The following is a 20,917-nucleotide window of genomic DNA, read 5'->3' as shown; positions in this document are numbered from 1 at the left end:
CGGAGCCCCCATGCCCCAACCCTGGCAAGGTCAGCTCTGGCTGGCCACCGACTACTGCCTGATCGCCGGCAAGGCAGGCGAGACCGGAATCCACGCCCACTATCCGCACCAACTGCTGATCGCCTCCACCGGCGAAGTCGAGGCACTGATCGACGGCGTCCCGGCGCGTGGCCCGGTGCTGTCCATCGCCTCCGGCCAGTCCCACGCAATCATTGCGACCGGCCAACCCACCCTGACCCTGTACGCCGAGCCACTGGCCTTCGACCTGCCCGAATTACGCCAGCTCTGTGCGCAAACGAACCCGGATAGCGAACAGCTGATCGCAGCACTGTCCGCAATGCCACGCCGCCCCTTGCAACCCCGCCTGTCCAAGGCCCTGCAACGCATCCGTCAACTCGACGCCGACGCGCTATCCGCCGCCGAGATCGCCAGCGCAGCCGCGCTATCCCTCAGCCAGCTGGAACGCCTGTTCAGCGGCGAACTGGGCCTTTCCGTGCGCCGCCTGGTGCTCTGGCAGCGCCTGCGCTTCGCCCTGCAACTGGCGCTGTCCGGCTACAGCCTGACCGATGCTGCGGCGACCGCAGGCTTTTCCGACTCCGCCCACCTGTCGCGTAGCATCCGCCAGCACTTCGGCATCCGCGCCGACCGCAACCTGCGCCATCTAGACCTTCGCGTACTCGGCTAGCGCATCGCGCAGTCCGGCGGGCACAACGGCTGGCGGGTGGGTTGCCTGGGCGCCATGAAACGGCTGGAGCAGTTGCGCCGCATAGTCCACGGGGTAATTCGGACAGTCACCGATGCCCAGGTCGTCGTCCGCCAGTTCATAGTCCGGCAGGTACAACGCCGTACCTAACAAGCGGTCCCAGACCGGAAAGAACAGGGCGAAATTCACATCGCCGTGACGGCCATACTTCAGGTGATGCAGGCGATGCAGCGGTGCCCAGGCGAAGACATGGCGCAGCGGGCCGATGTGCATGTCCACGTTGCTGTGCTGCAACAACAACTGGATGGCGATGCTGAAGGCCAGCAGCGCGGTGACGTCCTGGGGCAAGCCGCAAAGCAGCAAGGGCAGGGTGCCGCCCAGTGCTTCCAGCAATTGGTGCAGCGGGTGTTTCATCAGGCCGTTGAAGCCGTACATGCGGGTGACGCTGTGGTGCACCGCATGCAGGCGCCAGAGCAGTGCCGAGCGGTGACTGGCGTAGTGGACCAGGGTGATGCCAAGGTCGGCGAGGGGGATGGCCAGCAGCAATTGCAGACCCAGCGGCCAGTGCCCGGGCCAGATGCCGAGAGTGGGGAGCCAGGGGGCGATGAGGGGAATGGCGGCGATGCTGAGGATGTTGAGGGATTCGTTGACGCTGGCATGCAGGATGTCCCGCAGGCGGTCGCCCTGGCTGTGATTCCACAGGTGGCGGTAGGGCCAGCGCCATTCGCAGAAGGTGCTGATACCAATCGCTGCCAGCAACAGGGGGAGTAGCCAGGCAAAGCTATTGCCTGCGGCGACGATCAGGACGGCGGTGCCGATGAAGGCGGAGAAAAACAGCGGGGCGTAGATAACGCGCATTTCGTGGCTCCTGGATAGCGGGAGCCACGAGTGTCGGCCTGGGGCGGGTGAGGGCGCTTGTATAAACAGCGCATCTGGTAGGGAAGCAACAGAAGTCTGTTGTTGCTGATGGCCTCATCGCCGGCAACGCCGGCTCCCACAGGTTCCTGAGTCGACCGCAGAATTCGTGCCCGGCGCGGATCTTGTGGGAGCTGGCGTTGCCAGCGATTGCGATGGCTAATTCAACACCATTTTCGCGGGCAGGCTTCAGTCATGCTCCAGCTGCACATACTCCAGCATCTTCTGGCTGCCATCGAGGATATCGGCGCAGATAGCCTCACGAGCCGCCGCTCCATCCCCATTCTTCAGCGCAGCCAGCACATCCCAGTGATGGTCGATCGCCATGCGCTCGTTGAAGCTGCTGTAGGCCCGGGCAATCAACGGCCCGGTACGCATCCACAAGCCATCCAGCAGCCCGGACAGCACCGGCATGGCGGCAATCTCCGTCAATGCGTAGTGGAATTCATGGTTGTGGGTGAGGGCGGCGGCGAGGTTGTTGTCCTGGATCGCCGCCAGGTTGTTGCGGATGCAGGCCTCCAGGCGTTCCAACTGCTGCGGCGTGACCAGCGCCGCCGCCGTCTCCGCCGCCAGGCCTTCCAGCGCCAGGCGGATGCTGCGGATCTCCAGGTATTGCCGCGAGGTGAGCATGGGCACGCGGATATCCCGCGGTGTCTGCAGCACCAGCGCCTGTTCCTTGGCCAACTGGAGGATGGCATCGCGCACCGGCGTGACGCTGGTGCCCAGTTGCTCGGCCAGGTCGCGGATGCGCAGCCGGTCGTTGGGCTGGAAGCGCCCGGTAATCAGCGCTTCACGCAACAGGCCGTAGATGCCGCTGCCCAGGTAGGAGTGCTTGAGGTTGTCGATGGGGTAGTTCATGGCGTGCTCGTGTGCGCGGAGGTTCCGTCCGCGCGGGATTATCGATCAACTCAGACATGTTGCCCACCATTGACATGAATCTCCGCGCCGTTGACGTACGACGCGCCCTGGGTACAGAGAAAGTGCACCAGGGCGGCGACTTCCTCCGGCTTGCCCATGCGTTTCATCGGGATTGAGCGCTCGACGATCAACTCGGTACCGGCCGAGAGAATCGAGGTATCGATCTCACCTGGCGCGATGGCATTGACCCGCACGCCATGGGCGCCGAAATCATGGGCCATCTCCCGGGTCAACGCCGATAGCGCTGCCTTGGAACAGGCATAGGCCACGCCGGCGAAGGGGTGGACCTTGGAGCCGGCAATGGAGGTGACGTTGATCACCGAGCCCTTCGCCGTCTTCAACTCCTCGAACAACCCCCGGGCGAGCAGGGCCGTGGAGAACAGGTTGACGTTGAACACGTTGAGCCAGGTGGCGTAGTCCGACTCGAGCACCCCGAGGCGCTCGCCATCCCGGCCCTTGGGGGAAACCCCGGCATTGTTCACCAGCGCATCCAGGCGCCCGCCGAGTTTCTCGCGTATTTCCGGCAGTCGCGCCTGCACCTCTTCGATATTGCCCAGGTCGAGGTGAATGTGGTTCGCCAACCCTTCGGACCACGGGCAGCCTTCGCCCAGGTCCTGCCGGGAAGCAGTGAAAACACGCCATCCGGCGGCATTGAAGTGTTTCACCGTGGCGTGGCCAATACCGCGGCTGGCGCCGGTGAGGAGGAGGGTACGTTGGTCGGTCATGGTGCGATCCCTTTCATCTGGTGGAAGGAGCATAGCCTGAGAAATATGATGCATCATATCTCTAATGTGTTTAAATGCCTCCACCCCGCAGAGGGTTTGACCGACTTCCGCCGACAGGAAGCGTCACGTTCGATCTGTTTGCTGCCACTACAAGAAAACTGCCATCCCTTGAAGCTGCCCCTTAACCGTGGCTCACCTGGAGAGACGCATGAACAAGAAAATCGCAGCGGTACTGATACTTGGAACACTCGCTGGCTCGTTGAACGCCGCAGAAAAACTCACCGTGGTGTCCTTTGGCGGCAACAACCGCCAGGCCCAGGAAAAGGCCTTCTACCAACCCTTCACCGCGAAAACCGCCACCAACATCACCGCCGATGACTACAACGGCGAGATGGCCAAGATCAAAGTCATGGCCGATACCGGCAAGACCAGTTGGGATGTGGTGGAAGTCGAATCGCCGGAACTGATCCGCGGCTGCAGCGAAGGGCTGTTCGAACCCCTGGACTGGTCGCGGATCGGCAAAAAGGAGGATTTCATTCCGGCCGCCGTGAGTGATTGCGGGGTCGGCATTTTCATCTGGTCGACCGTGCTCACCTACGACCCGAAAAAGGTCGCCTCGGTCCCGCAAGGCTGGGCCGACTTCTGGGATGTGAAGAAATTTCCGGGCAAGCGTGGCCTGCGTCGCGGTGCCAAGTTCACCATGGAGTTCGCCCTGCTGGCCGACGGTGTCGCCAACCAGGACGTCTACAAGGTGCTCGGCACCGAAGCCGGTATCCAGCGGGCCTTCAGGAAGCTCGACGAGATCAAGTCCAGCGTACAGTGGTGGGACTCCGGGGCGCAGCCGCTGCAATGGCTGGCGGCCGGCGATGTGGTCATGACCTCGGCGTACAACGGTCGTGTCACCTCGGCGCAGACAGAAGGCCAGTCCTTCGCTATGCAGTGGAACGGCAGCCTCTATGATCTCGACCACTGGGCAATCGTGAAGGGCAGCAAGAAAAAGGAGCTGGCCGAGTCCTTTATCGCCTTCGCCAGCGAGCCGGTGCAGCAGAAGAACTTCGTCGAAGCCATTCCCTACGGGCCGAGCAACAAGCAGGCGATGGGGCTGGTCGACAAGGCGGTGGGCGAGAAACTGCCGACGGCCCCGGAAAACCTGCAGAACGCCCGCGCCACCGATGCCGAGTTCTGGATCGACCATGGTGAGGACCTGGAAGAACGCTTCAATGCCTGGGTAAACAAGTGATACCGGGCGCCCGCGGGGTCGCGGGCGCTCATTGCGAGTCTGAGGAACCTGATTTATGCCGCATGAACGTTCAGCTATCGACGACAGCTTGCTGAAAGTCGCACCCGCCCAGGTCAGTGACCTGCAGGCGGAGGCGGTGCTCCGGCAGTTCTTTGGTTTAAGCGGCAAGCTCGAAAGGATGGGTGGCGAGCGCGACCTGAATTTCCGCGTGATCCTGCCCGACGGTTCGTCCCGGCTGTTGAAACTCTCCCATCCGCTGGAAAACCCGCAGGTCGTGGACTTCCACAACCAGGCCATGCGCCGGATCGAGGTGCGTGATCCGGGCTTGCCGGTGCAGCGCGTGCATCCGGCGCTAGGCGGGGCCTACACAACCTGGGTGGAGATCGACGGGCAGCGGATGCTGGCCCGCTTGCTGTCCTTCGTCGACGGCCTGCCCCTGTACCGCGTGAAATACACCAGCCAGCCGTTGCGTCGGGAGATCGGGCGCGCCCTGGCTCGTCTCGACGTGGCGCTCGAAGGCTTTGCGCACCCGGCTGCCGGTCATACCCTGCTCTGGGACATGCAGCACGCCGAGCGCCTGCGGCCGTTGCTGGTCCATATCGCCGAGGAGGACGGGCGCAATCTGGTCGAGCAGGGGCTCGAGCGATTCGAGTCGCAAGTCCTGCCAAGGATGCCGCTATTGCGCAAGCAGGTGATCCATAACGACATGAACCCCCACAACATCATCGTCGATGCCGACAATCCCGATGTGCTGCGCAATATCCTCGACTTCGGCGACATGGTGCAGGCGCCGCTGGTCAATGAAGTGGCGGTCGCGGCGTCCTACCACCTTGGGCAGGAGGGCGATGTGCTGGAGCCGGCGCTGGATGTGATCGGCGCGTATCACCAGCTCAATCCCTTGACCCACGACGAAATCGAACTGCTGCCGGAGCTGCTGACCACGCGCCTGGCGCTGGCCCTGTGCATCAACTCCTGGCGTGCAGTACTGCATCCGGACAATCGCCAGTACATCCATCGCAACTCCCAGCGCGCCTGGGCCAACCTGAGGGCGATGGCCTCTCTTTCACGATCGGACATCCAGGAGCGGATTGCCGAAGCCTGCACCCGGGAGCTGAACGCATGAGCATGATCAATGGCTTCACTTCAGATGACGCAGCGCGGCTCTCGGATACCGAGCGCCGCCTGATCGAGCGCCGCGAGCGCCTGCTCGGCCCGGCCTACCGCCTGTTCTACGAGCGTCCGCTGCACACCGTGCGCGGCGAGGATGTCTGGCTTTTCGATGAGCAGGGCCGGCGCTACCTGGATGCCTACAACAATGTGGCGTCCATCGGGCACTGCCATCCGCGGGTGGTGGAGGCGATGTACCAGCAGTCCAAACAGTTGAATACTCACACCCGCTACCTGCAGGAAGGCATTCTCGATTACGCCGAGCAACTGCTGGACACCTTCAGCAGCGACCTGGACCGGGTCATGTTCACCTGCACCGGCAGCGAGGCCAATGACCTGGCGCTGCGGATTGCCCGGCAGTACACGGGCGGTACCGGGGTGATCATCACGCGCTTCGCCTATCACGGCGTCACCGGGGATATCGCCGAGCTTTCGCCATCGCTTGGGGCTGGCATCGTCTTGCCCGAGCATGTGCGCACCGTCCGGCCCCCGGATGCCTACCGACTTGGCGCGGAGAACGTGTCGTCGGTGTTCGCCGCCGATGTGCGGGCGGCGATCGAGGACATGAAGGCGCATGGCATCAAGCCTGCGGCGATCCTGCTTGACGGTATCTTCTCCAGCGACGGCGTACTACCCGGGCCCGCCGGTTGCATTGCCGAGGGCATCAAGGTGGCCCAGGCAGAAGGCCTGCTGTACATCGCCGACGAGGTCCAGCCGGGCTTTGCCCGCACCGGCCTGAACATGTGGGGCTTCTCGCGGCACGACGTGCGCCCCGATATCGTCACCCTCGGCAAGCCCATGGGCAACGGCCAGCCCATTGCCGGCATCGTCGGGCGCTCCGAGGTGGTCGATCACTTCGGCCGGAGCATGCGCTACTTCAATACCTATGGCGGCAACCCGGTGTCCTGTGCGGCGGGCAAGGCAGTGCTCGACGTTATCCAGGGAGACAATCTGCAACAGCGTTCCCACGATATCGGCGGTTACTTGCTTGAGGGCCTGTCCCGGCTAGCCGGGCGCCATGAACTGATCGGCGATGTGCGAGGTGCCGGGATGTTCCTCGGGGTCGAACTGGTCAGTGATCGCACGACCCGCCAGCCGGCAGCCCTGGAGGCGCGCAGGGTGGTCAACAGCATGCGCGAGAACGGCGTGCTGATCAGTGCTGCCGGCCCGCTGGAAAACGTCCTGAAGATCCGCCCACTGCTGACCTTTACCCAGGAACATGCGGACCTGCTCATCCAGGCGGTGGATGTTGCCCTGGAGGATCTGCACAGCGGTTTTCAGGCGCCAGAAAACAGGTAGTAGCAAAACGCCTATGCTTGCTTTAGCTTTCCGCGCAAAGCCCGATAAACAGGGCACTTGCGGTTTATTGAAAGGGGAGGGGTGCCTGGGTGGTTGCGGTTACGCCAGGCAGCGCGGCGGCGAAGGCGGGGATCAAGCCGATGGATGTGATCCTGGATATCTCCGGGCAGATGGTGGCCGGGCCTGACGAGGTGATGGCGATCAGCGGCAAGATGCGTGCGGGGTATGCGGCGAAGGTGAATGTGTGGCGGGCGCGCAAGGCGCAGGAGTTGACGCTGGTGATTCCGGCCGGTTGAGAGGACATGACGCGGACTATGTGGGAGCGGTTTCACATAGTCCGCGTTGTGTTTTAGTACTGAGCTATCTGTAAGCGTTACGATCAATCACACACCCAGGGAACACCGGCGGACCAGCGCTCTACCAACAAATCAATGAACGCTCGGGTGCGTGGCGAGAGATGGCGCTTGCTTGGATAGATCAGGCGAATCGGATCGGGCTCGGCACGGTAGGGCTGCAACACTTCTACCAACTTTCCTGCCCGCAAGTCCTCACCCGTGATGTAGGTCGGCAGGTGGATCAACCCGAAGCCTGATAGTGCCGCTTCCCGCAGCGCTTCTGAACTGTCGATGTGCAAACGCCCCGGACCTTCATGGAGGTAGAGACCATCGTCAGTCTGAAACCGCCAGGGAGTAGGGCGCTGGCTACCAGAAACCAGAATCGTGTCGTGTTCGGCAAGGTCCCTTGGCGCCAGAGGTATCCCACGCTGCTCAAGATAAGCCGGTGAAGCACAGGTCACGAACTGCTGCCAGCCAATGGTCCGCGACAGGATCAGCGAGTCATCCTTGAGGCCGCCGATCCGGATAGCGACGTCGATCCCTTCCTCGATCAGGTCGACGAAACGGTCATTGAACAGGATATCTGCACGCAGCGCCGGCCATTGTTTCAGGAAGTGGTCGATCACCGGCAGGATGTGTCGTTGCCCAAACGACAGTGGTGCGGTCAGGCGCAAAGTCCCGGTGGGCTGGTTTTTGCGCTGAGCCATGGCCGCGTCCACTTCCTCCAGATCGTCGAGGATTTGCCGCCAGCGATCGTAGACCACCGCACCTTCATCGGTGAGGCTGAGTTTGCGGGTCGTACGGTTGAGCAAACGCAAGCCCATGCGAGACTCGAGCCGCACGATACTTTTGCCGACGGCCGAACGCGTCAGGCCCAGCGACGTTGCAGCTGCGGTGAAACTCCCGGTTTTGGCCGAGGCAAGAAAAGCGGAGATGTCACCGAGGCGGTTGGGTTCCATAGGGTGTTCCGGGCCGTAGCGGAGTAGGTGTGGACGATTACTGTAAGCGGGAATACCGTTCCCTGATTGTTGGCGAATCTTAGCTATTTGCTCGATCCACTGCTCGGATCTGGATGACCCTACTTTTATCGGTTCATCTCCAGTTCCTCACCAAGCGCTTGTGCGGCATAACCGTGAGAGCGCATGCGCGCTTGCACATCGTAGATCCGCGCATCGATCACCAACTCATCCGCACCCGTTTCCCGGACAAGGGCTCGCATCCAATCCCCCACGACGGCCTTCTCGCCGGCCACGGTGCACGCGAGTACCGCATTGACGATTTCCCGCTCGTGCGCTGACAAGCCTTCCATGAAACCTTCGACGGGTTTCTGCAGCAGGCCTGGACGCCCCATGTGCAGATCGAGCATCCAGCGGCGATGAGAGCTTGCCAGGTAGTTCGCTTCCTCGTCGGTGTCCGCAGCAAACACGTTGACGCCTATCATCACGTAGGGCTTGGCCAGGTACCTGGACGGCGTGAAATGCTTGCGATAGTGGGCGATAGCCTGATGTAAATAACGCGGGGCGAAGTGCGAGGCGAACGAGTAGGGGAGGCCGAGGCGAGCCGCCAGGTCTGCACCCATCAGGCTTGATCCCAGAATCCACAGCGGTACGGCGCGTGGCTCGGAGAGCGCTCGAGCAGGTCGCTGGCCGTTGTCCTGTAAATAGTCAGTCAGCTCCAGAACATCCTGCTCGAAGTCACGCTCGGGTGCACCACGCCTAAGCGCCTGCACTGCGGCCCCAGCGCTACCGGCCGCCCGGCCCAGGCCAAGATCGATACGCCCGGGGAACAGTGTGTCCAGCGTGCCGAACTGCTCGGCGATGGCCAGGGGTGAGTGGTTCGGCAGCATGATGCCACCAGCCCCCACTCGCAGCGTCTGGGTGGCTGAAGCAATCTGGCTGATGATCAGCGCAGTTGCCGCCGAGCCGATGCCGGGAAGGTCATGATGCTCTGCGATCCAGTAACGGGTGTAGCCCTCCTGCTCGACGTATTGAGCCAGCCGTCTGGTCTCGTCGAGAGCAGTGGCAAAGGTTTTGTCCTGACCGATCATGACCAGGTCGAGGACGGATAATGCAGTCATGAAATGCTCCTTGAATCAGGGAATGGCGATTTGGTCGCGCGTGCAACATATGAGAAGGATATCGACAGGAAAGGGGAATGTGCTTCCCCTATGAGGGGCGACAATTGACCAAAACCTCCCCACCCTCAGGATCAAGATCGTCAGCGACGCGGGGACTAATGAGCCCATGACTGTAGCGGCCCATTCCCGAATCGCTTCTGTAAGGTGCCCATTCGAAATTTATTGGCACCCACAGATCGGGGATTTCACGATGTCACTGCAACAGCTTTTTCAACCTCTCGCGATTGGGCCGCTCACCCTTCGAAATCGGGTTTTCATGGCACCGCTTACCCGTTTGCGCAGCACCGAGCCAGGTGATATCCCAACGGCGCTGATGGCTGAGTACTACGGCCAACGTGCCAGCGCAGGCCTGATCATCAGCGAGGCGACCCAGATCTCGTTCCAGGCCAAGGGCTACTCTGGCGCGCCGGGCATTCATACCCCGGAGCAAATTCGTGGTTGGCAATCGGTCAACAAGCGCATTCATGATCACGGTGGTCACAGCGCCGTTCAGGTGTGGCACACCGGACGGGTCTCGCACAGCTCGCTGCAGCCTGGAAATCAACAGCCCGTCGCACCTTCACCACTTGCTGCGCAGACACGGACCTCTATCCGCAATGAAAAGGGTGAGGTTGTCCGAGTCGAGACTTCGACACCACGAGAGCTCACGCGCGACGAAATTCAGCAGATCATCGCTGACTTTGCACAAGCGGCTCGGAATGCCGGAGAAGCAGGCTTCGATCTGATCGAGTTGCATGCGGCTCATGGCTACCTGCTGCACCAGTTCCTTTCGCCGGGCTCCAACATCCGTACCGACGAATATGGCGGCAGCGATGAAAATCGGGCCCGGATCGTACTCGAGGCTGTCGATGCCGCCATCGCCGCCTGGAGCGCGGACCGTGTGGCAATTCGTATCTTCCCGTTGGGGCCGTTCAATGGCGTGGACAACGGCGAAGACCAGGAGGAGGCCGCTCTTTATCTGATAGGGGAATTGGCCAAGCGCAAGCTCGCTTACCTGCACATCTCCGAGCCGGATTGGGCGGGGGGCAAGTCGCTGCGCAATGAGTTCCGCCAGGCTATCCGGGCAATCTACCCGGGCATCATCGTCGCCGCCGGCGGCTACACCCCTGAAAAGGCAGAGAAGCTGATCGCCAGCGGGCTGATCGATGCGGTTGCATTCGGCCGGATGTACATCGCCAACCCGGACCTTGCCGAGCGTCTTCAATCCGGCGCTGAATTGAACGCCCATCGCCCTGAGTATGACTATGCCAACGGTCCGGTCGGTTATACCGACTATCCCGCGATGAGCGTGTGAGCCGACGATTCGTTGCCATAACGGGCCGCTATGCGGCCCGTTTCGATTTTCAGATCAGCCACCTGAAAAGCCTGAGCATGGTGCAGAACGTGAAAACCGAAGTGCCCATGGAGAAGATCAAGCTCACCACGGAATTGCCGGTCTAGCCAACGGCGAAGTGTCTACCACAACTGTTTTCAGACAGGGCCTGAAACCTGAAGGACATCACGCCCCTGCGACACTCGTACCCTTGACACGACCCATGAAATAATTTGTTACCTAATCGATAGGCTGCTACCATTCCCTTTCCCGTGAGGTACGACAACTGATATGCGTATGCGCGGATGAGTGCTTGCAATGCATTCCAAGCCGTCGCAGTAGAGCAGGGCACAACCTGCCGTCCCCTGGATTTCACGGGTTTGAGTGATTAGCCATAGGTAGACCTGCATGTTGTTAACCAAACCGACTTCGCGACGGAAGTTCCTGCTTTCGTCGCTGATCGCCTTGCCCGCGATGGGCATCACCGTCAACGGCCTCAGTGCCGCGATGGCGGCGGAAATGGCGGCGCCGAGCCTCGACAGCTACACCCCGATCTTCTTCACCCCGGCGGAATGGACCTTCATCCTCGCCGCCTGCGATCGCCTGATCCCTGCGGATGGCCGTGGCCCTGGTGCACTGGAGACCAACGTGCCGATCTTCATCGACCAGCAACTGGCCGGTGACCTGGGCAGCGAGATCTATCTGGAAGGGCCGTTCGACCTGAATGCGCCGGCCACGCTTGGCTATCAGCTGCCGTATACCCCGCAGCAGATCTACCGCAAAGGCATTGCCGCACTGGAAAGCTGGTGCCAGGCCACCCATGGCCAGCACTTCGCCCTGCTCGAACTGGGCAAGCGCGATGACGTGCTGAAGAAACTGCAAGCCGGCCAGGTCGACTTCGCCGCGCATGGCGAGGAAGTCCTCAAGGCCAGGCTGTTCTTTGGTGAACTGCTCAACCACACCCGCCAGGGCTGGCTCGCCGACCCTATCTACGGTGGCAACAAGGGCATGAAGGCGTGGATCGCCATCGGCTTCCCCGGTGCCCGGGCCAGCTACCTGGAATGGGTTGCCCAGCACAACGTCCCGTACCCCCTCGGCCCGGTCAGCCTGACCGGCCAGCGCGGTTGATCCTTTCGCTTCGCGTTACAGCATTCAAGGTTTCTTATGCCACACATTACCAATGACGAAGTCGACGTCGCCGTCGTCGGCCTGGGCTGGGCCGGCTCGCTGATGAGCATCGAGCTTGCCCAGGCAGGCTTGAAAGTGCGCGCCTTCGAGCGCGGTGAAGACCGCAGCAACGCCGATTTCGCCTATCCGAAGCCGGCCGACCAATACGCCTACGGCGTGCGCAACAAGATCATGGTCACACCAAAGGATGGCGCACTCACCGTTCGCCATAACCTCAACGGCACGGCCTTGCCGACCCGCCAGTGGGGCGCCTTCGTGCCCGGCACGGGCGTGGGTGGTTCGGGCCTGCACTGGACCGGCGTGCTGATCCGCCCGACACCGACCGACATCAAGCTCAAGACCTACGCCGACCAGGCGTATGCCCCGGGCGTCCTGCAAAGTGACATGACCATCGGCGACTTCCCGTTCACCTGGGACGAGATCGAGCCGTACCTGGACAAGTTCGACAAGATCTGCGGCCTGTCGGGCAACACCGGCAACCTCAACGGCCAGATCCTGGTCGGCGGCGATCCGTTCGAAGGCCCGCGCTCCAACCCGTACCCGTTGCCAGCGCTGGAAGACACGCTGAACAACAAGCTGTTCGCCGATGCCGCGCGCAAGCTCGGCTACCACCCGTTCCCCAACCCGTCGGCCAATGTGTCGCGGGCCTGGAAAAACCCGTACGGCAACCAGATCGCGCCCTGCAACTACTGCGGCTACTGCAGCAAGTACCCGTGCCTGAACTACTCGAAGGCCTCGCCGCAGACCGCAGTGATGGATGCGCTCAAGCGCATGGACAACTTCGACTACCGGGTCAATGCCAACGTATTGCGCGTCGAGCTGCACGCGGACGGCAAGACCGCCAAAGGCATCACCTACATCGATGGCCAGGGCAACGAAGTGTTCCAGCCGGCGAAGATCGTCGTGCTGGCGGCGTTCCAGTTCGTCAATGTGCGCCTGATGTTGTTGTCGGGCATCGGCCAGCCGTACAACCCGGTCACCCGCAAGGGCACCATTGGCCGTAACTACGCGTTCCTCAGCAACGGCGGTGCCACGCTGTTCTTCAAGGACAAGCACTTCAACCCGTTCGCCACGGCCGGTGCCACCGGGCAGATGTTCAACGACGTCTCGCCTGGCAACTACGACGGCCCATCGCTGGGCTTTATCGGCGGCGCCAAGATCCACAGCTCGCAAGCCACCGGCACGCCAATCGGCACCGCGTTGCCGTCCGGCACCCCGGAGTGGGGCCAGGGCTGGAAGGAGGGCATGCAGGACTGGTACGGCCACTCGATGAAGATCAGCATCTCCACCGGCTGCATGTCGTACCGCGACCACTATGTCGACCTCGATCCCACCTACAAGGACCCGTGGGGCCAGCCGCTGCTGCGCATCACCTTCGACTGGAAGGAGAACGAGCTCAAGCTCCAGCAGCACCTGCGCAAGATCGTCCTGGACATCACCAGGGAGTTGAACCCGGACAGCTACAGCGAAAGCTTCCTGGGCATGGATTCGCACTGGGACATCACCAAGTACGTGTCCACCCACAACGTCGGCGGCGCGATCATGGGTGACTCGCCGGAAACCAGCGCGCTCAACCGCTACCTGCAGAGCTGGGACGTGCACAACGTGTTCGTGCCGGGCGGCAACGCCTTCCCGCAGAACTTCCAGGCCAACCCGACCTCGATGATCGGCGCACTGACCCTGTTCGCGGCCCAGGCCATCAAGGACCTGTATCTGAAAAACCCGGGCCCGCTGGTGCAGGCGTAAGGAGCGAGAGCATGACAAACAAATCCCGTTCCATCCTCCCGGTAGTGCTGGGTCTCGCTGTGTTGGCTGCGGTGCTGGCGTGGATCGTCGCCAGCCTGCTCAACCGCTCCGGCGACGCCGAGGCCAGGCTGACCCAGGCCATCACCCCGGCATTGATCGAGAAGGGCGCCTATCTGGCCCGTGCCGGTGACTGCGTGGCCTGCCACACCAGCCACGACGGCGGCAAGCCGTTCGCCGGCGGGCTGGGCATCGCCTCACCAATCGGCACTATCTACTCGACCAACATCACCCCGGACAAGCAGACCGGCATCGGCAACTGGACCTACGGCGAGTTCGAGCGTGCGGTACGTCGCGGCATCGGCCACGATGGCAGCGCGCTGTACCCGGCGATGCCGTTTCCGTCCTATGCCAGGGTCAGCGATGCAGACACCGAGGCGCTCTATGCGTACTTCATGCAGGGCGTGGCGGAGGTCGAACAGCCGAACAAGGCCAACGACATCCCCTGGCCGCTGTCGATCCGCATGCCGCTGGCCTACTGGCGTGCGCTGTTCTCGCCTGCCCCGGAAGCGGTCGTGGCCAGCGCCGCAGACACCCCGATCGGCCGCGGCGCCTACCTGGTGCAAGGCCTTGGTCACTGCGGCTCGTGCCACACTCCGCGTGCGCTGACCCTGCAGGAAAAAGGCCTGGACCAGTCCGCAGCTACCTACCTTACCGGTACCGAGCTCAACGGCTGGAACGTGCCGGCCCTGCGTGGCATGCCGCACTGGAGCGAAGAAGAACTGGTCGAGTACCTGGGCAGCGGACGTAATGCCAAGGCCTCGGTGGCTGGCGAGATGACCGACGTGATCGCCAACAGCACCTCGCACATGAGCGACGCCGACCTGCAGGCCATGGCGGCCTACCTGAAGTCGCTGACACCGGCGAAAGGCCCGGCGTACCAGCAGTTGGCCGAACGCAGTGCTGCGACCACCGCCAAGTTGACCGCCGCAAAGGACCTCACCCTGGGTGAGCGGTTGTACATCGACAACTGCGGTGCTTGCCACTTCGTCTCGGGCGAAGGTGCACAGCGCGTGTTCCCGCGTCTGGACGGGGCTTCGGTGGTCAACGCGGCCAACGCCGATGCGTTGCTGCACGTGATCCTCGCCGGCGCCGCGACGCCGTCCACCGAGCGAGCACCGTCGGTGCTGCCGATGCCTGGCTTTGCCGAGCGCATGGACGATGCCGAAGTGGCGGAACTGGCGACCTTCCTGCGACAGGGCTGGTCGAACAATGCCTCGGTGGTAACGGCTGAGCAGGTTCGCGAGATTCGGGCTTCGATCGCACGCACTCATTGAGTGAGCATCCCGAAAGGCGGCTGCAGGCCTTTCGGGATTTCTGTCTTTTATTGTCAAGAAAGCCCTGAAACCCTCAGTTCTTCCAGCACTTGGCGAAGCGAGCGCACACATCATAGCGGCGATCAAGATCGGCCATGCGCGCGATATGCATGTTCAGGTCCCGCTTGAGGATGTCGTTCGCCAGCTCGTTGTAGTAGCCCAGCATGGCCGCGTTGTCACTGAGCGTAGTCTTCGCATCGGTATCGTCACCCTCCGGCAGACGCTTGCGCAGGTGCTCGGTATCGAGTTGGCTCAGGCGCGAACGGTACTCCTCCTTGTAGCGCTGCAGAATGCGCGCCTTGCGGTCGGTCGACTCGTCGGCGGTTTGCTTGAGGTTGCGCGTGTACTCATCCCAATAGGCTTGCGGCAATGTGAAACCCAGCCGTTTCTTGCGCTCGTCGACCGACACTTTCTCCAGCAAGGCGCGTAGCACCTGGTTGTTGTCGCTGGGTTTGGGCTGCATGGCGTCGATCAGGCTGTCGGCGATGATCTGGTCGATCATCGCCGTGCGTTGCGGGGTGTCGGGTTGGCCTTGGGGTGTCACGGGGAACATGGCATTGCTACCTGCGCAGCTCGGCAGGCCGTCGCGAACCACCGGCAACGGGAATCTCGAAACCTCGCCATTGACCTTGTTCAGGCTGGAAAGCGTCGTCACACAATGATTGCCGGACCAGTTGAAGGTGACCTCGTATTCCGCGCCAGGCTGTGGTGTCAGGTTGAATCCTGTACCGCAGACCGAACCGTAACCCAGCGAGTTGGTGGCCAGGTACTGCTCGCGCCCCGGCGTCATACGGATCTCGATATACGCCTTGGCATCATCGGGAGGGGGCACGGCCATGCCAACGCGTCGCTTGGTGTTGGCGGTGAGTGCGTTGTTAAGCAGGCCGGTATTGCGCCCCATGCAGTGTTGAGCATCGAACACGTTGAGCGTGGCGCTTTGCATTTTGCTGATGAAGCGAAGTTTCGCCGCGTCGGGCTCGGCAACTTCGGGATAGTTACCCGTGATGCTGCAGCCGCTCAGCAACATCGAGGCCACGACCATCATTGGCAACGTACGCAAGGGGAGAAGAGTGGACATGATGCGCTGGAATCCTTTCTGCCAGGGAGTGCGGGAGGCGGGTATAGTAGCCATTAGCTATCAACCCTGCCATCCACCCGACACCGCTTGAGGTCATGAATGTTGAAGATGCATCGCGCACTGATGTTGTGTTCCGTGCTGCTGATTGCCAGCTGCGCGCAGATGCCGGAAGAAATGGCGCTGGACTCGAAGGTCTATTCGGCAAATAACGCCGGGCTTGTGACGGGTGCGCTGGCCGACACCGGCCCATACGGGACCTGGCTGGAGTTTCGTGACGTGCGGACTGGCAAGTCCTTTGGCTGGGCTGCCAAGGGCTATTACTCGGCCTGGTTGCCCGCCGGTGACTACGAGGTCAGTGGGCTCGGCTCTCGGGCCGGCGCGTTGGGGGCTTTTGGCGACCCGCTGCGCTTTACCGTAGAGCAGGGCAAGGTCAATTACCTGGGCGAATTGGTGAATGGTTGTCCGTACCCGGCGGTACCGACCGCGCGCTATGGGCTGAAGAACTGCGGCGCTCTGGCGCTGGGCACCTGCTCGGTACCACGACCGAGCATTGGCCTGTGTGTCGTCGACCGACAAAAACAGGCCATGCGGGTTTTCCTCAAGGAGCATCCAGGCTACACCGGCCTGCCCGTGCGCACAGCGCTGATGGGCGTGCGTTGAGCCGCTATCACGGTTGACCCTCCCTCTGGCTGATACGGCTCCTCGCCCGGCTACCGCAATGGCTGCCGGGCCATCCCTCTCAATACCCCCTGATTGCTCATCACGCCCCTGACCACTTTTGTGGCCGGGTGAGGGCGTCTGTACACCTTTTTTGCCTTTTAATTCGTCCAGAACAGCCTTTAGATTTGATAAGTCGTGATTATTTAATCTTATATTTCAGCGATTTCACGCTTTTCCATTGACCATTTTGGTATGTAAATACAGAATACGTACCACATTATGAAATTGCAGGAAAAAGCAACATGGCGCGTGGTGGTATCAACAAGGCGGTCGTGCACAAGGCCCGTCAGGCGATCCTTGCCCGGGGTGACAACCCGAGCATCGACGCGGTGCGTATTGAACTCGGAAACACCGGCTCGAAAACCACCATTCATCGCTATCTGAAAGAGCTGGAGATCCAGAAGCCGCCGGTTACCACCAGCGTGCCGGACCTCAGCGAATCCATCAGCGGACTGGTCCGGCAACTGGCCGAGCAGTTGAAGGAAGAAAGCGACACGAAGATCGACGAAGCACAGAAGTCCTTCGATCTGGAGAACGCCGCGCTCAAAGCGCAATTCCAGGAAAGCCAGCAAGCCCTGGCCGCCGCGCAGCAGCAGTTGCAGATCCAGGGTGCGGCGCTGGCAGCCGAGTCCGCCGAGCTGGCCACCACCCGCAGCACCCTGCAGAGCGAACACACGCGCAATGCCACGCTGAGCCAGGCGGTCGGCGAACTGAACGTGCGTCTGGCCGACAAGGACGAGCAGATCGCCTCGCTGGAAGACAAGCACCAGCACGCCCGCGATGCCCTGGAGCACTACCGTGCCGCCAGTCGCGAGCAGCGCGAGCAGGATCAGCGCCGGCACGAGGCACAGGTGCAGCAACTCCAGGTCGAGCTGCGCCAATTGCAGCAGACCCTGATCGTCAAACAGGACGAAACCACCCGGCTCAACCGCGACAACGAGCGCCTGCTGGTGGAGGCACGGCATATCCAGCGTGAATCCCAGCAGCTCAAGGATCAGTGCGAGCAGCATGTCCTCGAAGGCCGCACCCTCAGCGCCAACCTGGCCCAGTCCCAGGGCGCGCGGGAGGAGCTGCAGCGGCAGATGCAGGCGCAGACGGCGCAACTGGAGCAGGTCAATGGCGAACGGCGGCAATTGACCAAGCAGGTCAAGGCGCTGGAAGCCAGCGTTGCCACCTTGCAGGCGGCACAGCAGAAGCCGGCTGCGGAGTAACGGCTACAGCACCTTGCGCATGGCGCAACGGTCCGGGAGGCCGAGCGCCTGTTCATGGCGCAGTTGTTCATGAAGGAAGGCGCTCGCTTGCCGGGCTTCCAGGCGCTGGAAGCCCAGTCGGGCATAGAAGGGCGCGTTCCAGGGCACCGCGGCGAAGGTGGTCAGGCTCAAGGCTTTGTAGCCGGAGGCGCGTGCCCGGTGTTCTGCATGCTTCAATAACTGTCGTCCCAGCCCCCGACCTTGATGGGGCCGAGCCACTGACAGCTCCTCTATATAGAGATCACCGCCTTGGGCGCTCGCACAGAGAAAGCCGCAGGGCTGGTCGTCGCCATCCACCGCTACCCAGAGCAGACCACTGGCGATGAAGCCCAGGTGCTGCTCGAGGCTCAGCACGTCATGCCTGGCCAGCCACGCCAGGCAGTCGATCACCGTGAACGACTGCGCTGCCGAACGCTCGATGGCGGGAAGCAAGGTGGCGTCGTCGGGGCGGGCAGGGCGGATGCGCATCGGTACCTCGCAAATCGGGCGGTGGGGCACACCTTAGCAGGATTGCTCCGTTGATCGGCTGTCGGGCACTTCACCTGCGGGGCCTCTCTCGAATGAACAGGCCCGACAATGGAGGATGACAGCATGAACACCCCGCAACCCCATGACGATCCACTGTGGAAAGACCCACTGGCCAACCCGCAGCGCGAGCATGACCCGGTGACCGATCCAAATGTCAACGGTGACCCCAAGCGGCAGCAGGACATCAAGCGTGAACCCTACGAGCCAGAGCAGGGGCGCATCGTACCGGAGCCGGATAAGCCGACGCCTTTGTCGGATGAGCGGAGGTAGTGCGTCAGGCTCGCTGCCTCGATCAAGACCCAGCCTCACCCTGCCTTGCGCAGGGTAAAGTTGATGCGCCGCGCACCGAGCAAGGGATGACGACCGTCCTGCAGCGGCAGGACGCCGTGAAACCGCAGGCGGTCCTCACCGCCCCAGACCATCACGTCGCCATGCTGCAATCCGACTTTCCGGGTGCGCTCGGCGCGCTCATGGCCACCGAGCAGGAAGATCGCCGGCAGGCCGAGGGACACCGAAACGATTGGTTGGCTGAAATCCCGTTCGTTGCGGTCCTGGTGCAGGGTCAGGCGGTTGCCGGGGAGGTAGCTGTTGATCAGGCAGGCGTCCGGGGTGAAATCGGCAAAGCCGGCGGCTTGCGCGGCGCACCGGGCCAGGTCGATGAACACCTCCGGCAGCGCAGGCCAGGGCTGGCCGCTGAGGGGATCGACAGGGCTGTAGCGGTAGCCGCGCTGATCGCTGATCCAGCCAAGGTCGCCGCAATTGGTGACGCGTACCGAGATGGTCCGCCCCCCCGGGGTGGTCATGTTGCGGAAGGGGGCGGCGAGGACGATCTGGCGCAGGGCAGGGAGCAGGCGTTCGACCTGGCTCAGGGCGAAGCCGGGCAACAGGGCCACCTGCTGGCCAAGCCATTGGGGATCGCTGGAGGGTGCAGGGGTGAACAGGTCGATTTGCATGGGGGGATATTACCCCGGTTGGGGTGTCGCTGTTGATGACCTCGTCGCTGGCACCTTCAGCGCCATTGTGACTTGCCTGTTTCTCCAGGCTCTTTGCCTGATCCCCGCCGGTTAATCTTCCTTCACTTGAATCCGTCGGTAGCCCGGGTAGATTGGAAACCTTGCCCCCGGAGGATTCCGCCCTTGAAACCCGAGCATGCCCAATCGCCCCAGGCCCGGCAGGGACGCTTTCACAACCTGACCCCGCGTCCGGCCAATTCGCCGGAGCCCAACGCCAAAGTGCTGTGGAACCTGCTGTTCAACAAACCGCGCGCCACCGTGCCGCGGGTCGCACTGCCGGTACAGCCCGTGACCCGCCAGGACCTGGACCAGGCCACCGATGGCAGCCTTTACCGCCTCGGCCACTCGACCTTGCTGTTCAAGCTCGAAGGTGGCTGGTGGCTGACCGATCCGGTGTTTTCCAAGCGCGCTTCACCCTTCACCTTCGCCGGCCCCAAGCGGTTCCATGCACCGCCCATTAGCCTTGCCGAACTGCCGGCGATTCGTGGCGTGATCCTCTCCCACGACCACTACGACCATCTCGACCGCGCCACCATCAAGGTCCTTGCGCCCAAGGTGGAGGTGTTCGTCACCCCGCTGGGCGTCGGCGACCGCCTGCTGGCCTGGGGCGTACCGGCGCACAAGGTGCGTCAGTTCGACTGGTGGCAGGGCACCGAGGCCGGCGGCCTGCGCCTGACCGCCACCCCGGCCCAGCATTTCTCCGGCCGCGGCCTGCGCGACGGCAATCGCACCCTGTGGTGCTCGTGGGTGATCGAAGCGCCGCAGATAACGGTGTTCTTCAGTGGCGACACCGGCTACTTCGATGGCTTCGCCGAGATCGGTCGGCGCTTTGGCCCGTTCGACCTGACCTTGATGGAGACCGGTGCCTGGAACGAACACTGGCCCTACGTGCACATGCATCCCCGGCAAACCGTGCAGGCCCATGTCGACCTGGGCGGGCGCTGGCTGCTGCCGATCCACAACGGTACCTTCGACCTGGCCATGCACGCCTGGTACGAGCCGTTTGAAACCGTGCTGGCGCACGCCGCCGAGCAGGGCGTGAGCGTGACCACGCCGGGCATGGGCGAACGCTTCGACATGTACGCGCCACACCCTGGCAAGCGCTGGTGGCGCGAATCGGTCGCCGAGGAACAGCGGGAAGCGAAGGCAGGCCCGCGTCGTTGCTGCCTGCATGAAGGTCGTTAATCCGCTATCCGCCCCTGGTTCAAAGACTTTCATGTTCAACGTGCAATAGAATGCGCCCCTGGCGAGTGCAGCAAGCCCCGCCAGC

The 20,917-nt window shown here is 62.5% G+C and carries 22 protein-coding genes; 14 read left to right on the top strand and 8 right to left on the bottom strand.

All coding sequences use genetic code 11. The features are described 5' to 3' along the window. Positions 1 to 10 precede the first annotated feature (10 nt). Positions 11 to 685 carry a helix-turn-helix domain-containing protein gene (locus tag PSEMO_RS12570; protein ID WP_075803388.1) on the top strand — a complete coding sequence of 225 codons (675 nt, stop codon included), beginning with the start codon at positions 11 to 13 and terminating at the stop codon, positions 683 to 685. Here the strand turns inward: PSEMO_RS12570 and PSEMO_RS12565 are convergent. The 3 genes from PSEMO_RS12565 to PSEMO_RS12555 form a co-directional block, all read right to left on the bottom strand. Further along, positions 662 to 1,561 (bottom strand): sterol desaturase family protein, encoded by a 900-nt coding sequence (locus PSEMO_RS12565; RefSeq protein WP_075803387.1) that lies wholly within the window; start codon positions 1,559 to 1,561, stop codon positions 662 to 664. The genes PSEMO_RS12570 and PSEMO_RS12565 overlap by 24 nt on opposite strands. A gap of 246 nt (positions 1,562 to 1,807) precedes the next feature. Then, positions 1,808 to 2,476 carry a GntR family transcriptional regulator gene (locus PSEMO_RS12560; RefSeq protein ID WP_075803386.1) on the bottom strand — a complete coding sequence of 223 codons (669 nt, stop codon included), beginning with the start codon at positions 2,474 to 2,476 and terminating at the stop codon, positions 1,808 to 1,810. A 50-nt stretch (positions 2,477 to 2,526) separates the two neighbouring features. Continuing rightward, positions 2,527 to 3,261 carry an SDR family NAD(P)-dependent oxidoreductase gene (locus PSEMO_RS12555; protein ID WP_075803385.1) on the bottom strand — a complete coding sequence of 245 codons (735 nt, stop codon included), beginning with the start codon at positions 3,259 to 3,261 and terminating at the stop codon, positions 2,527 to 2,529. Between the two features lie 208 nt (positions 3,262 to 3,469). Here PSEMO_RS12555 and PSEMO_RS12550 point away from each other — a divergent pair, with 208 nt between their 5' ends. The 4 genes from PSEMO_RS12550 to PSEMO_RS12535 all read left to right on the top strand — a co-directional run bounded on the left by PSEMO_RS12550 (position 3,470) and on the right by PSEMO_RS12535 (position 7,263). Beyond that, a complete protein-coding gene (locus tag PSEMO_RS12550; protein ID WP_075803384.1) occupies positions 3,470 to 4,501 on the top strand; it encodes a polyamine ABC transporter substrate-binding protein in 1,032 nt (343 codons plus the stop codon). Between the two features lie 55 nt (positions 4,502 to 4,556). Continuing rightward, positions 4,557 to 5,624 (top strand): phosphotransferase, encoded by a 1,068-nt coding sequence (locus PSEMO_RS12545; protein WP_075803383.1) that lies wholly within the window; start codon positions 4,557 to 4,559, stop codon positions 5,622 to 5,624. Next, positions 5,621 to 6,967 (top strand): aspartate aminotransferase family protein, encoded by a 1,347-nt coding sequence (locus PSEMO_RS12540; protein ID WP_075803382.1) that lies wholly within the window; start codon positions 5,621 to 5,623, stop codon positions 6,965 to 6,967. Before PSEMO_RS12545 ends, PSEMO_RS12540 begins: the two co-directional genes overlap by 4 nt. Positions 6,968 to 7,056: 89 nt before the next feature. Further along, positions 7,057 to 7,263, top strand: a complete 207-nt coding sequence (locus PSEMO_RS12535) for a PDZ domain-containing protein (protein ID WP_075803381.1) — start codon at positions 7,057 to 7,059, stop codon at positions 7,261 to 7,263. A gap of 83 nt (positions 7,264 to 7,346) precedes the next feature. Here PSEMO_RS12535 and PSEMO_RS12530 read toward each other — a convergent pair whose 3' ends face one another. Beyond that, positions 7,347 to 8,261 (bottom strand): LysR family transcriptional regulator, encoded by a 915-nt coding sequence (locus tag PSEMO_RS12530; protein WP_075803380.1) that lies wholly within the window; start codon positions 8,259 to 8,261, stop codon positions 7,347 to 7,349. Between the two features lie 125 nt (positions 8,262 to 8,386). Beyond that, on the bottom strand, positions 8,387 to 9,379 hold the full coding sequence (locus tag PSEMO_RS12525; RefSeq protein WP_075803379.1) for an LLM class flavin-dependent oxidoreductase: 993 nt from the start codon (positions 9,377 to 9,379) through the stop codon (positions 8,387 to 8,389). Between the two features lie 250 nt (positions 9,380 to 9,629). On the opposite strand from PSEMO_RS12525, the gene PSEMO_RS12520 reads away from it, so the two are divergent. From PSEMO_RS12520 to PSEMO_RS12500, 5 genes are all read left to right on the top strand, one after another. Further along, entirely contained in the window at positions 9,630 to 10,733 is a 1,104-nt protein-coding gene (locus PSEMO_RS12520) for an alkene reductase (protein WP_075803402.1), read from the top strand. Next, positions 10,730 to 10,879, top strand: a complete 150-nt coding sequence (locus PSEMO_RS33480) for a hypothetical protein (protein WP_178391991.1) — start codon at positions 10,730 to 10,732, stop codon at positions 10,877 to 10,879. Before PSEMO_RS12520 ends, PSEMO_RS33480 begins: the two co-directional genes overlap by 4 nt. 280 nt (positions 10,880 to 11,159) lie before the next feature. Further along, entirely contained in the window at positions 11,160 to 11,879 is a 720-nt protein-coding gene (locus PSEMO_RS12510; RefSeq protein ID WP_075803378.1) for a gluconate 2-dehydrogenase subunit 3 family protein, read from the top strand. Between the two features lie 36 nt (positions 11,880 to 11,915). Further along, positions 11,916 to 13,685 (top strand): GMC family oxidoreductase, encoded by a 1,770-nt coding sequence (locus PSEMO_RS12505; protein WP_075803377.1) that lies wholly within the window; start codon positions 11,916 to 11,918, stop codon positions 13,683 to 13,685. A gap of 11 nt (positions 13,686 to 13,696) precedes the next feature. Next, complete coding sequence (locus PSEMO_RS12500; protein WP_075803376.1) at positions 13,697 to 15,019, top strand: c-type cytochrome; 1,323 nt, start codon at positions 13,697 to 13,699, stop codon at positions 15,017 to 15,019. Between the two features lie 73 nt (positions 15,020 to 15,092). Here PSEMO_RS12500 and PSEMO_RS12495 read toward each other — a convergent pair whose 3' ends face one another. Further along, a complete protein-coding gene (locus PSEMO_RS12495; RefSeq protein ID WP_075803375.1) occupies positions 15,093 to 16,136 on the bottom strand; it encodes a hypothetical protein in 1,044 nt (347 codons plus the stop codon). A 99-nt stretch (positions 16,137 to 16,235) separates the two neighbouring features. Here PSEMO_RS12495 and PSEMO_RS12490 point away from each other — a divergent pair, with 99 nt between their 5' ends. Continuing rightward, positions 16,236 to 16,796, top strand: a complete 561-nt coding sequence (locus PSEMO_RS12490; protein WP_075803374.1) for a hypothetical protein — start codon at positions 16,236 to 16,238, stop codon at positions 16,794 to 16,796. A gap of 302 nt (positions 16,797 to 17,098) precedes the next feature. Next, positions 17,099 to 18,067 carry a DNA-binding protein gene (locus PSEMO_RS12485; RefSeq protein WP_075803373.1) on the top strand — a complete coding sequence of 323 codons (969 nt, stop codon included), beginning with the start codon at positions 17,099 to 17,101 and terminating at the stop codon, positions 18,065 to 18,067. Positions 18,068 to 18,070: 3 nt separating this feature from the next. Here the strand turns inward: PSEMO_RS12485 and PSEMO_RS12480 are convergent, their stop codons facing one another. Further along, the gene (locus PSEMO_RS12480) at positions 18,071 to 18,574 is read right to left on the bottom strand and encodes a GNAT family N-acetyltransferase (RefSeq protein WP_075803372.1); all 504 of its coding nucleotides are present in this window, start codon (positions 18,572 to 18,574) and stop codon (positions 18,071 to 18,073) included. Positions 18,575 to 18,697: 123 nt separating this feature from the next. Between PSEMO_RS12480 and PSEMO_RS12475 the strand changes: the two genes are divergently transcribed. Continuing rightward, positions 18,698 to 18,904, top strand: a complete 207-nt coding sequence (locus tag PSEMO_RS12475) for a hypothetical protein (RefSeq protein ID WP_086937223.1) — start codon at positions 18,698 to 18,700, stop codon at positions 18,902 to 18,904. A gap of 35 nt (positions 18,905 to 18,939) precedes the next feature. Here PSEMO_RS12475 and alkB read toward each other — a convergent pair whose 3' ends face one another. Continuing rightward, the gene (gene alkB / locus PSEMO_RS12470; protein ID WP_075803370.1) at positions 18,940 to 19,587 is read right to left on the bottom strand and encodes a DNA oxidative demethylase AlkB; all 648 of its coding nucleotides are present in this window, start codon (positions 19,585 to 19,587) and stop codon (positions 18,940 to 18,942) included. Between the two features lie 183 nt (positions 19,588 to 19,770). On the opposite strand from alkB, the gene PSEMO_RS12465 reads away from it, so the two are divergent. After that, a complete protein-coding gene (locus tag PSEMO_RS12465; RefSeq protein WP_081430244.1) occupies positions 19,771 to 20,832 on the top strand; it encodes an MBL fold metallo-hydrolase in 1,062 nt (353 codons plus the stop codon). The last annotated feature ends 85 nt before the right edge of the window (positions 20,833 to 20,917 follow it).

This window comes from Pseudomonas putida, assembly GCF_001941965.1.
In the GTDB taxonomy this organism is placed as follows: Bacteria; Pseudomonadota; Gammaproteobacteria; order Pseudomonadales; family Pseudomonadaceae; genus Aquipseudomonas; species Aquipseudomonas putida_L.
The sequence above is the reverse complement of the archived record's forward strand: the minus strand, read 5'-3'. Positions and strand labels throughout refer to the sequence as shown.

Excerpts from the sequence above, each read along its gene's own strand:
- PSEMO_RS12570 (WP_075803388.1), top strand. The coding sequence starts at position 11 with ATGCCCCAACCCTGGCAAGGTCAGCTCTGGCTGGCCACCGACTACTGC.
- PSEMO_RS12565 (WP_075803387.1), bottom strand. The coding sequence starts at position 1,561 with ATGCGCGTTATCTACGCCCCGCTGTTTTTCTCCGCCTTCATCGGCACC.
- PSEMO_RS12560 (WP_075803386.1), bottom strand. The coding sequence starts at position 2,476 with ATGAACTACCCCATCGACAACCTCAAGCACTCCTACCTGGGCAGCGGC.
- PSEMO_RS12555 (WP_075803385.1), bottom strand. The coding sequence starts at position 3,261 with ATGACCGACCAACGTACCCTCCTCCTCACCGGCGCCAGCCGCGGTATT.
- PSEMO_RS12550 (WP_075803384.1), top strand. The coding sequence starts at position 3,470 with ATGAACAAGAAAATCGCAGCGGTACTGATACTTGGAACACTCGCTGGC.
- PSEMO_RS12545 (WP_075803383.1), top strand. The coding sequence starts at position 4,557 with ATGCCGCATGAACGTTCAGCTATCGACGACAGCTTGCTGAAAGTCGCA.
- PSEMO_RS12540 (WP_075803382.1), top strand. The coding sequence starts at position 5,621 with ATGAGCATGATCAATGGCTTCACTTCAGATGACGCAGCGCGGCTCTCG.
- PSEMO_RS12530 (WP_075803380.1), bottom strand. The coding sequence starts at position 8,261 with ATGGAACCCAACCGCCTCGGTGACATCTCCGCTTTTCTTGCCTCGGCC.
- PSEMO_RS12525 (WP_075803379.1), bottom strand. The coding sequence starts at position 9,379 with ATGACTGCATTATCCGTCCTCGACCTGGTCATGATCGGTCAGGACAAA.
- PSEMO_RS12520 (WP_075803402.1), top strand. The coding sequence starts at position 9,630 with ATGTCACTGCAACAGCTTTTTCAACCTCTCGCGATTGGGCCGCTCACC.
- PSEMO_RS12510 (WP_075803378.1), top strand. The coding sequence starts at position 11,160 with ATGTTGTTAACCAAACCGACTTCGCGACGGAAGTTCCTGCTTTCGTCG.
- PSEMO_RS12505 (WP_075803377.1), top strand. The coding sequence starts at position 11,916 with ATGCCACACATTACCAATGACGAAGTCGACGTCGCCGTCGTCGGCCTG.
- PSEMO_RS12500 (WP_075803376.1), top strand. The coding sequence starts at position 13,697 with ATGACAAACAAATCCCGTTCCATCCTCCCGGTAGTGCTGGGTCTCGCT.
- PSEMO_RS12495 (WP_075803375.1), bottom strand. The coding sequence starts at position 16,136 with ATGTCCACTCTTCTCCCCTTGCGTACGTTGCCAATGATGGTCGTGGCC.
- PSEMO_RS12490 (WP_075803374.1), top strand. The coding sequence starts at position 16,236 with ATGTTGAAGATGCATCGCGCACTGATGTTGTGTTCCGTGCTGCTGATT.
- PSEMO_RS12485 (WP_075803373.1), top strand. The coding sequence starts at position 17,099 with ATGGCGCGTGGTGGTATCAACAAGGCGGTCGTGCACAAGGCCCGTCAG.
- PSEMO_RS12480 (WP_075803372.1), bottom strand. The coding sequence starts at position 18,574 with ATGCGCATCCGCCCTGCCCGCCCCGACGACGCCACCTTGCTTCCCGCC.
- PSEMO_RS12475 (WP_086937223.1), top strand. The coding sequence starts at position 18,698 with ATGAACACCCCGCAACCCCATGACGATCCACTGTGGAAAGACCCACTG.
- alkB (WP_075803370.1), bottom strand. The coding sequence starts at position 19,587 with ATGCAAATCGACCTGTTCACCCCTGCACCCTCCAGCGATCCCCAATGG.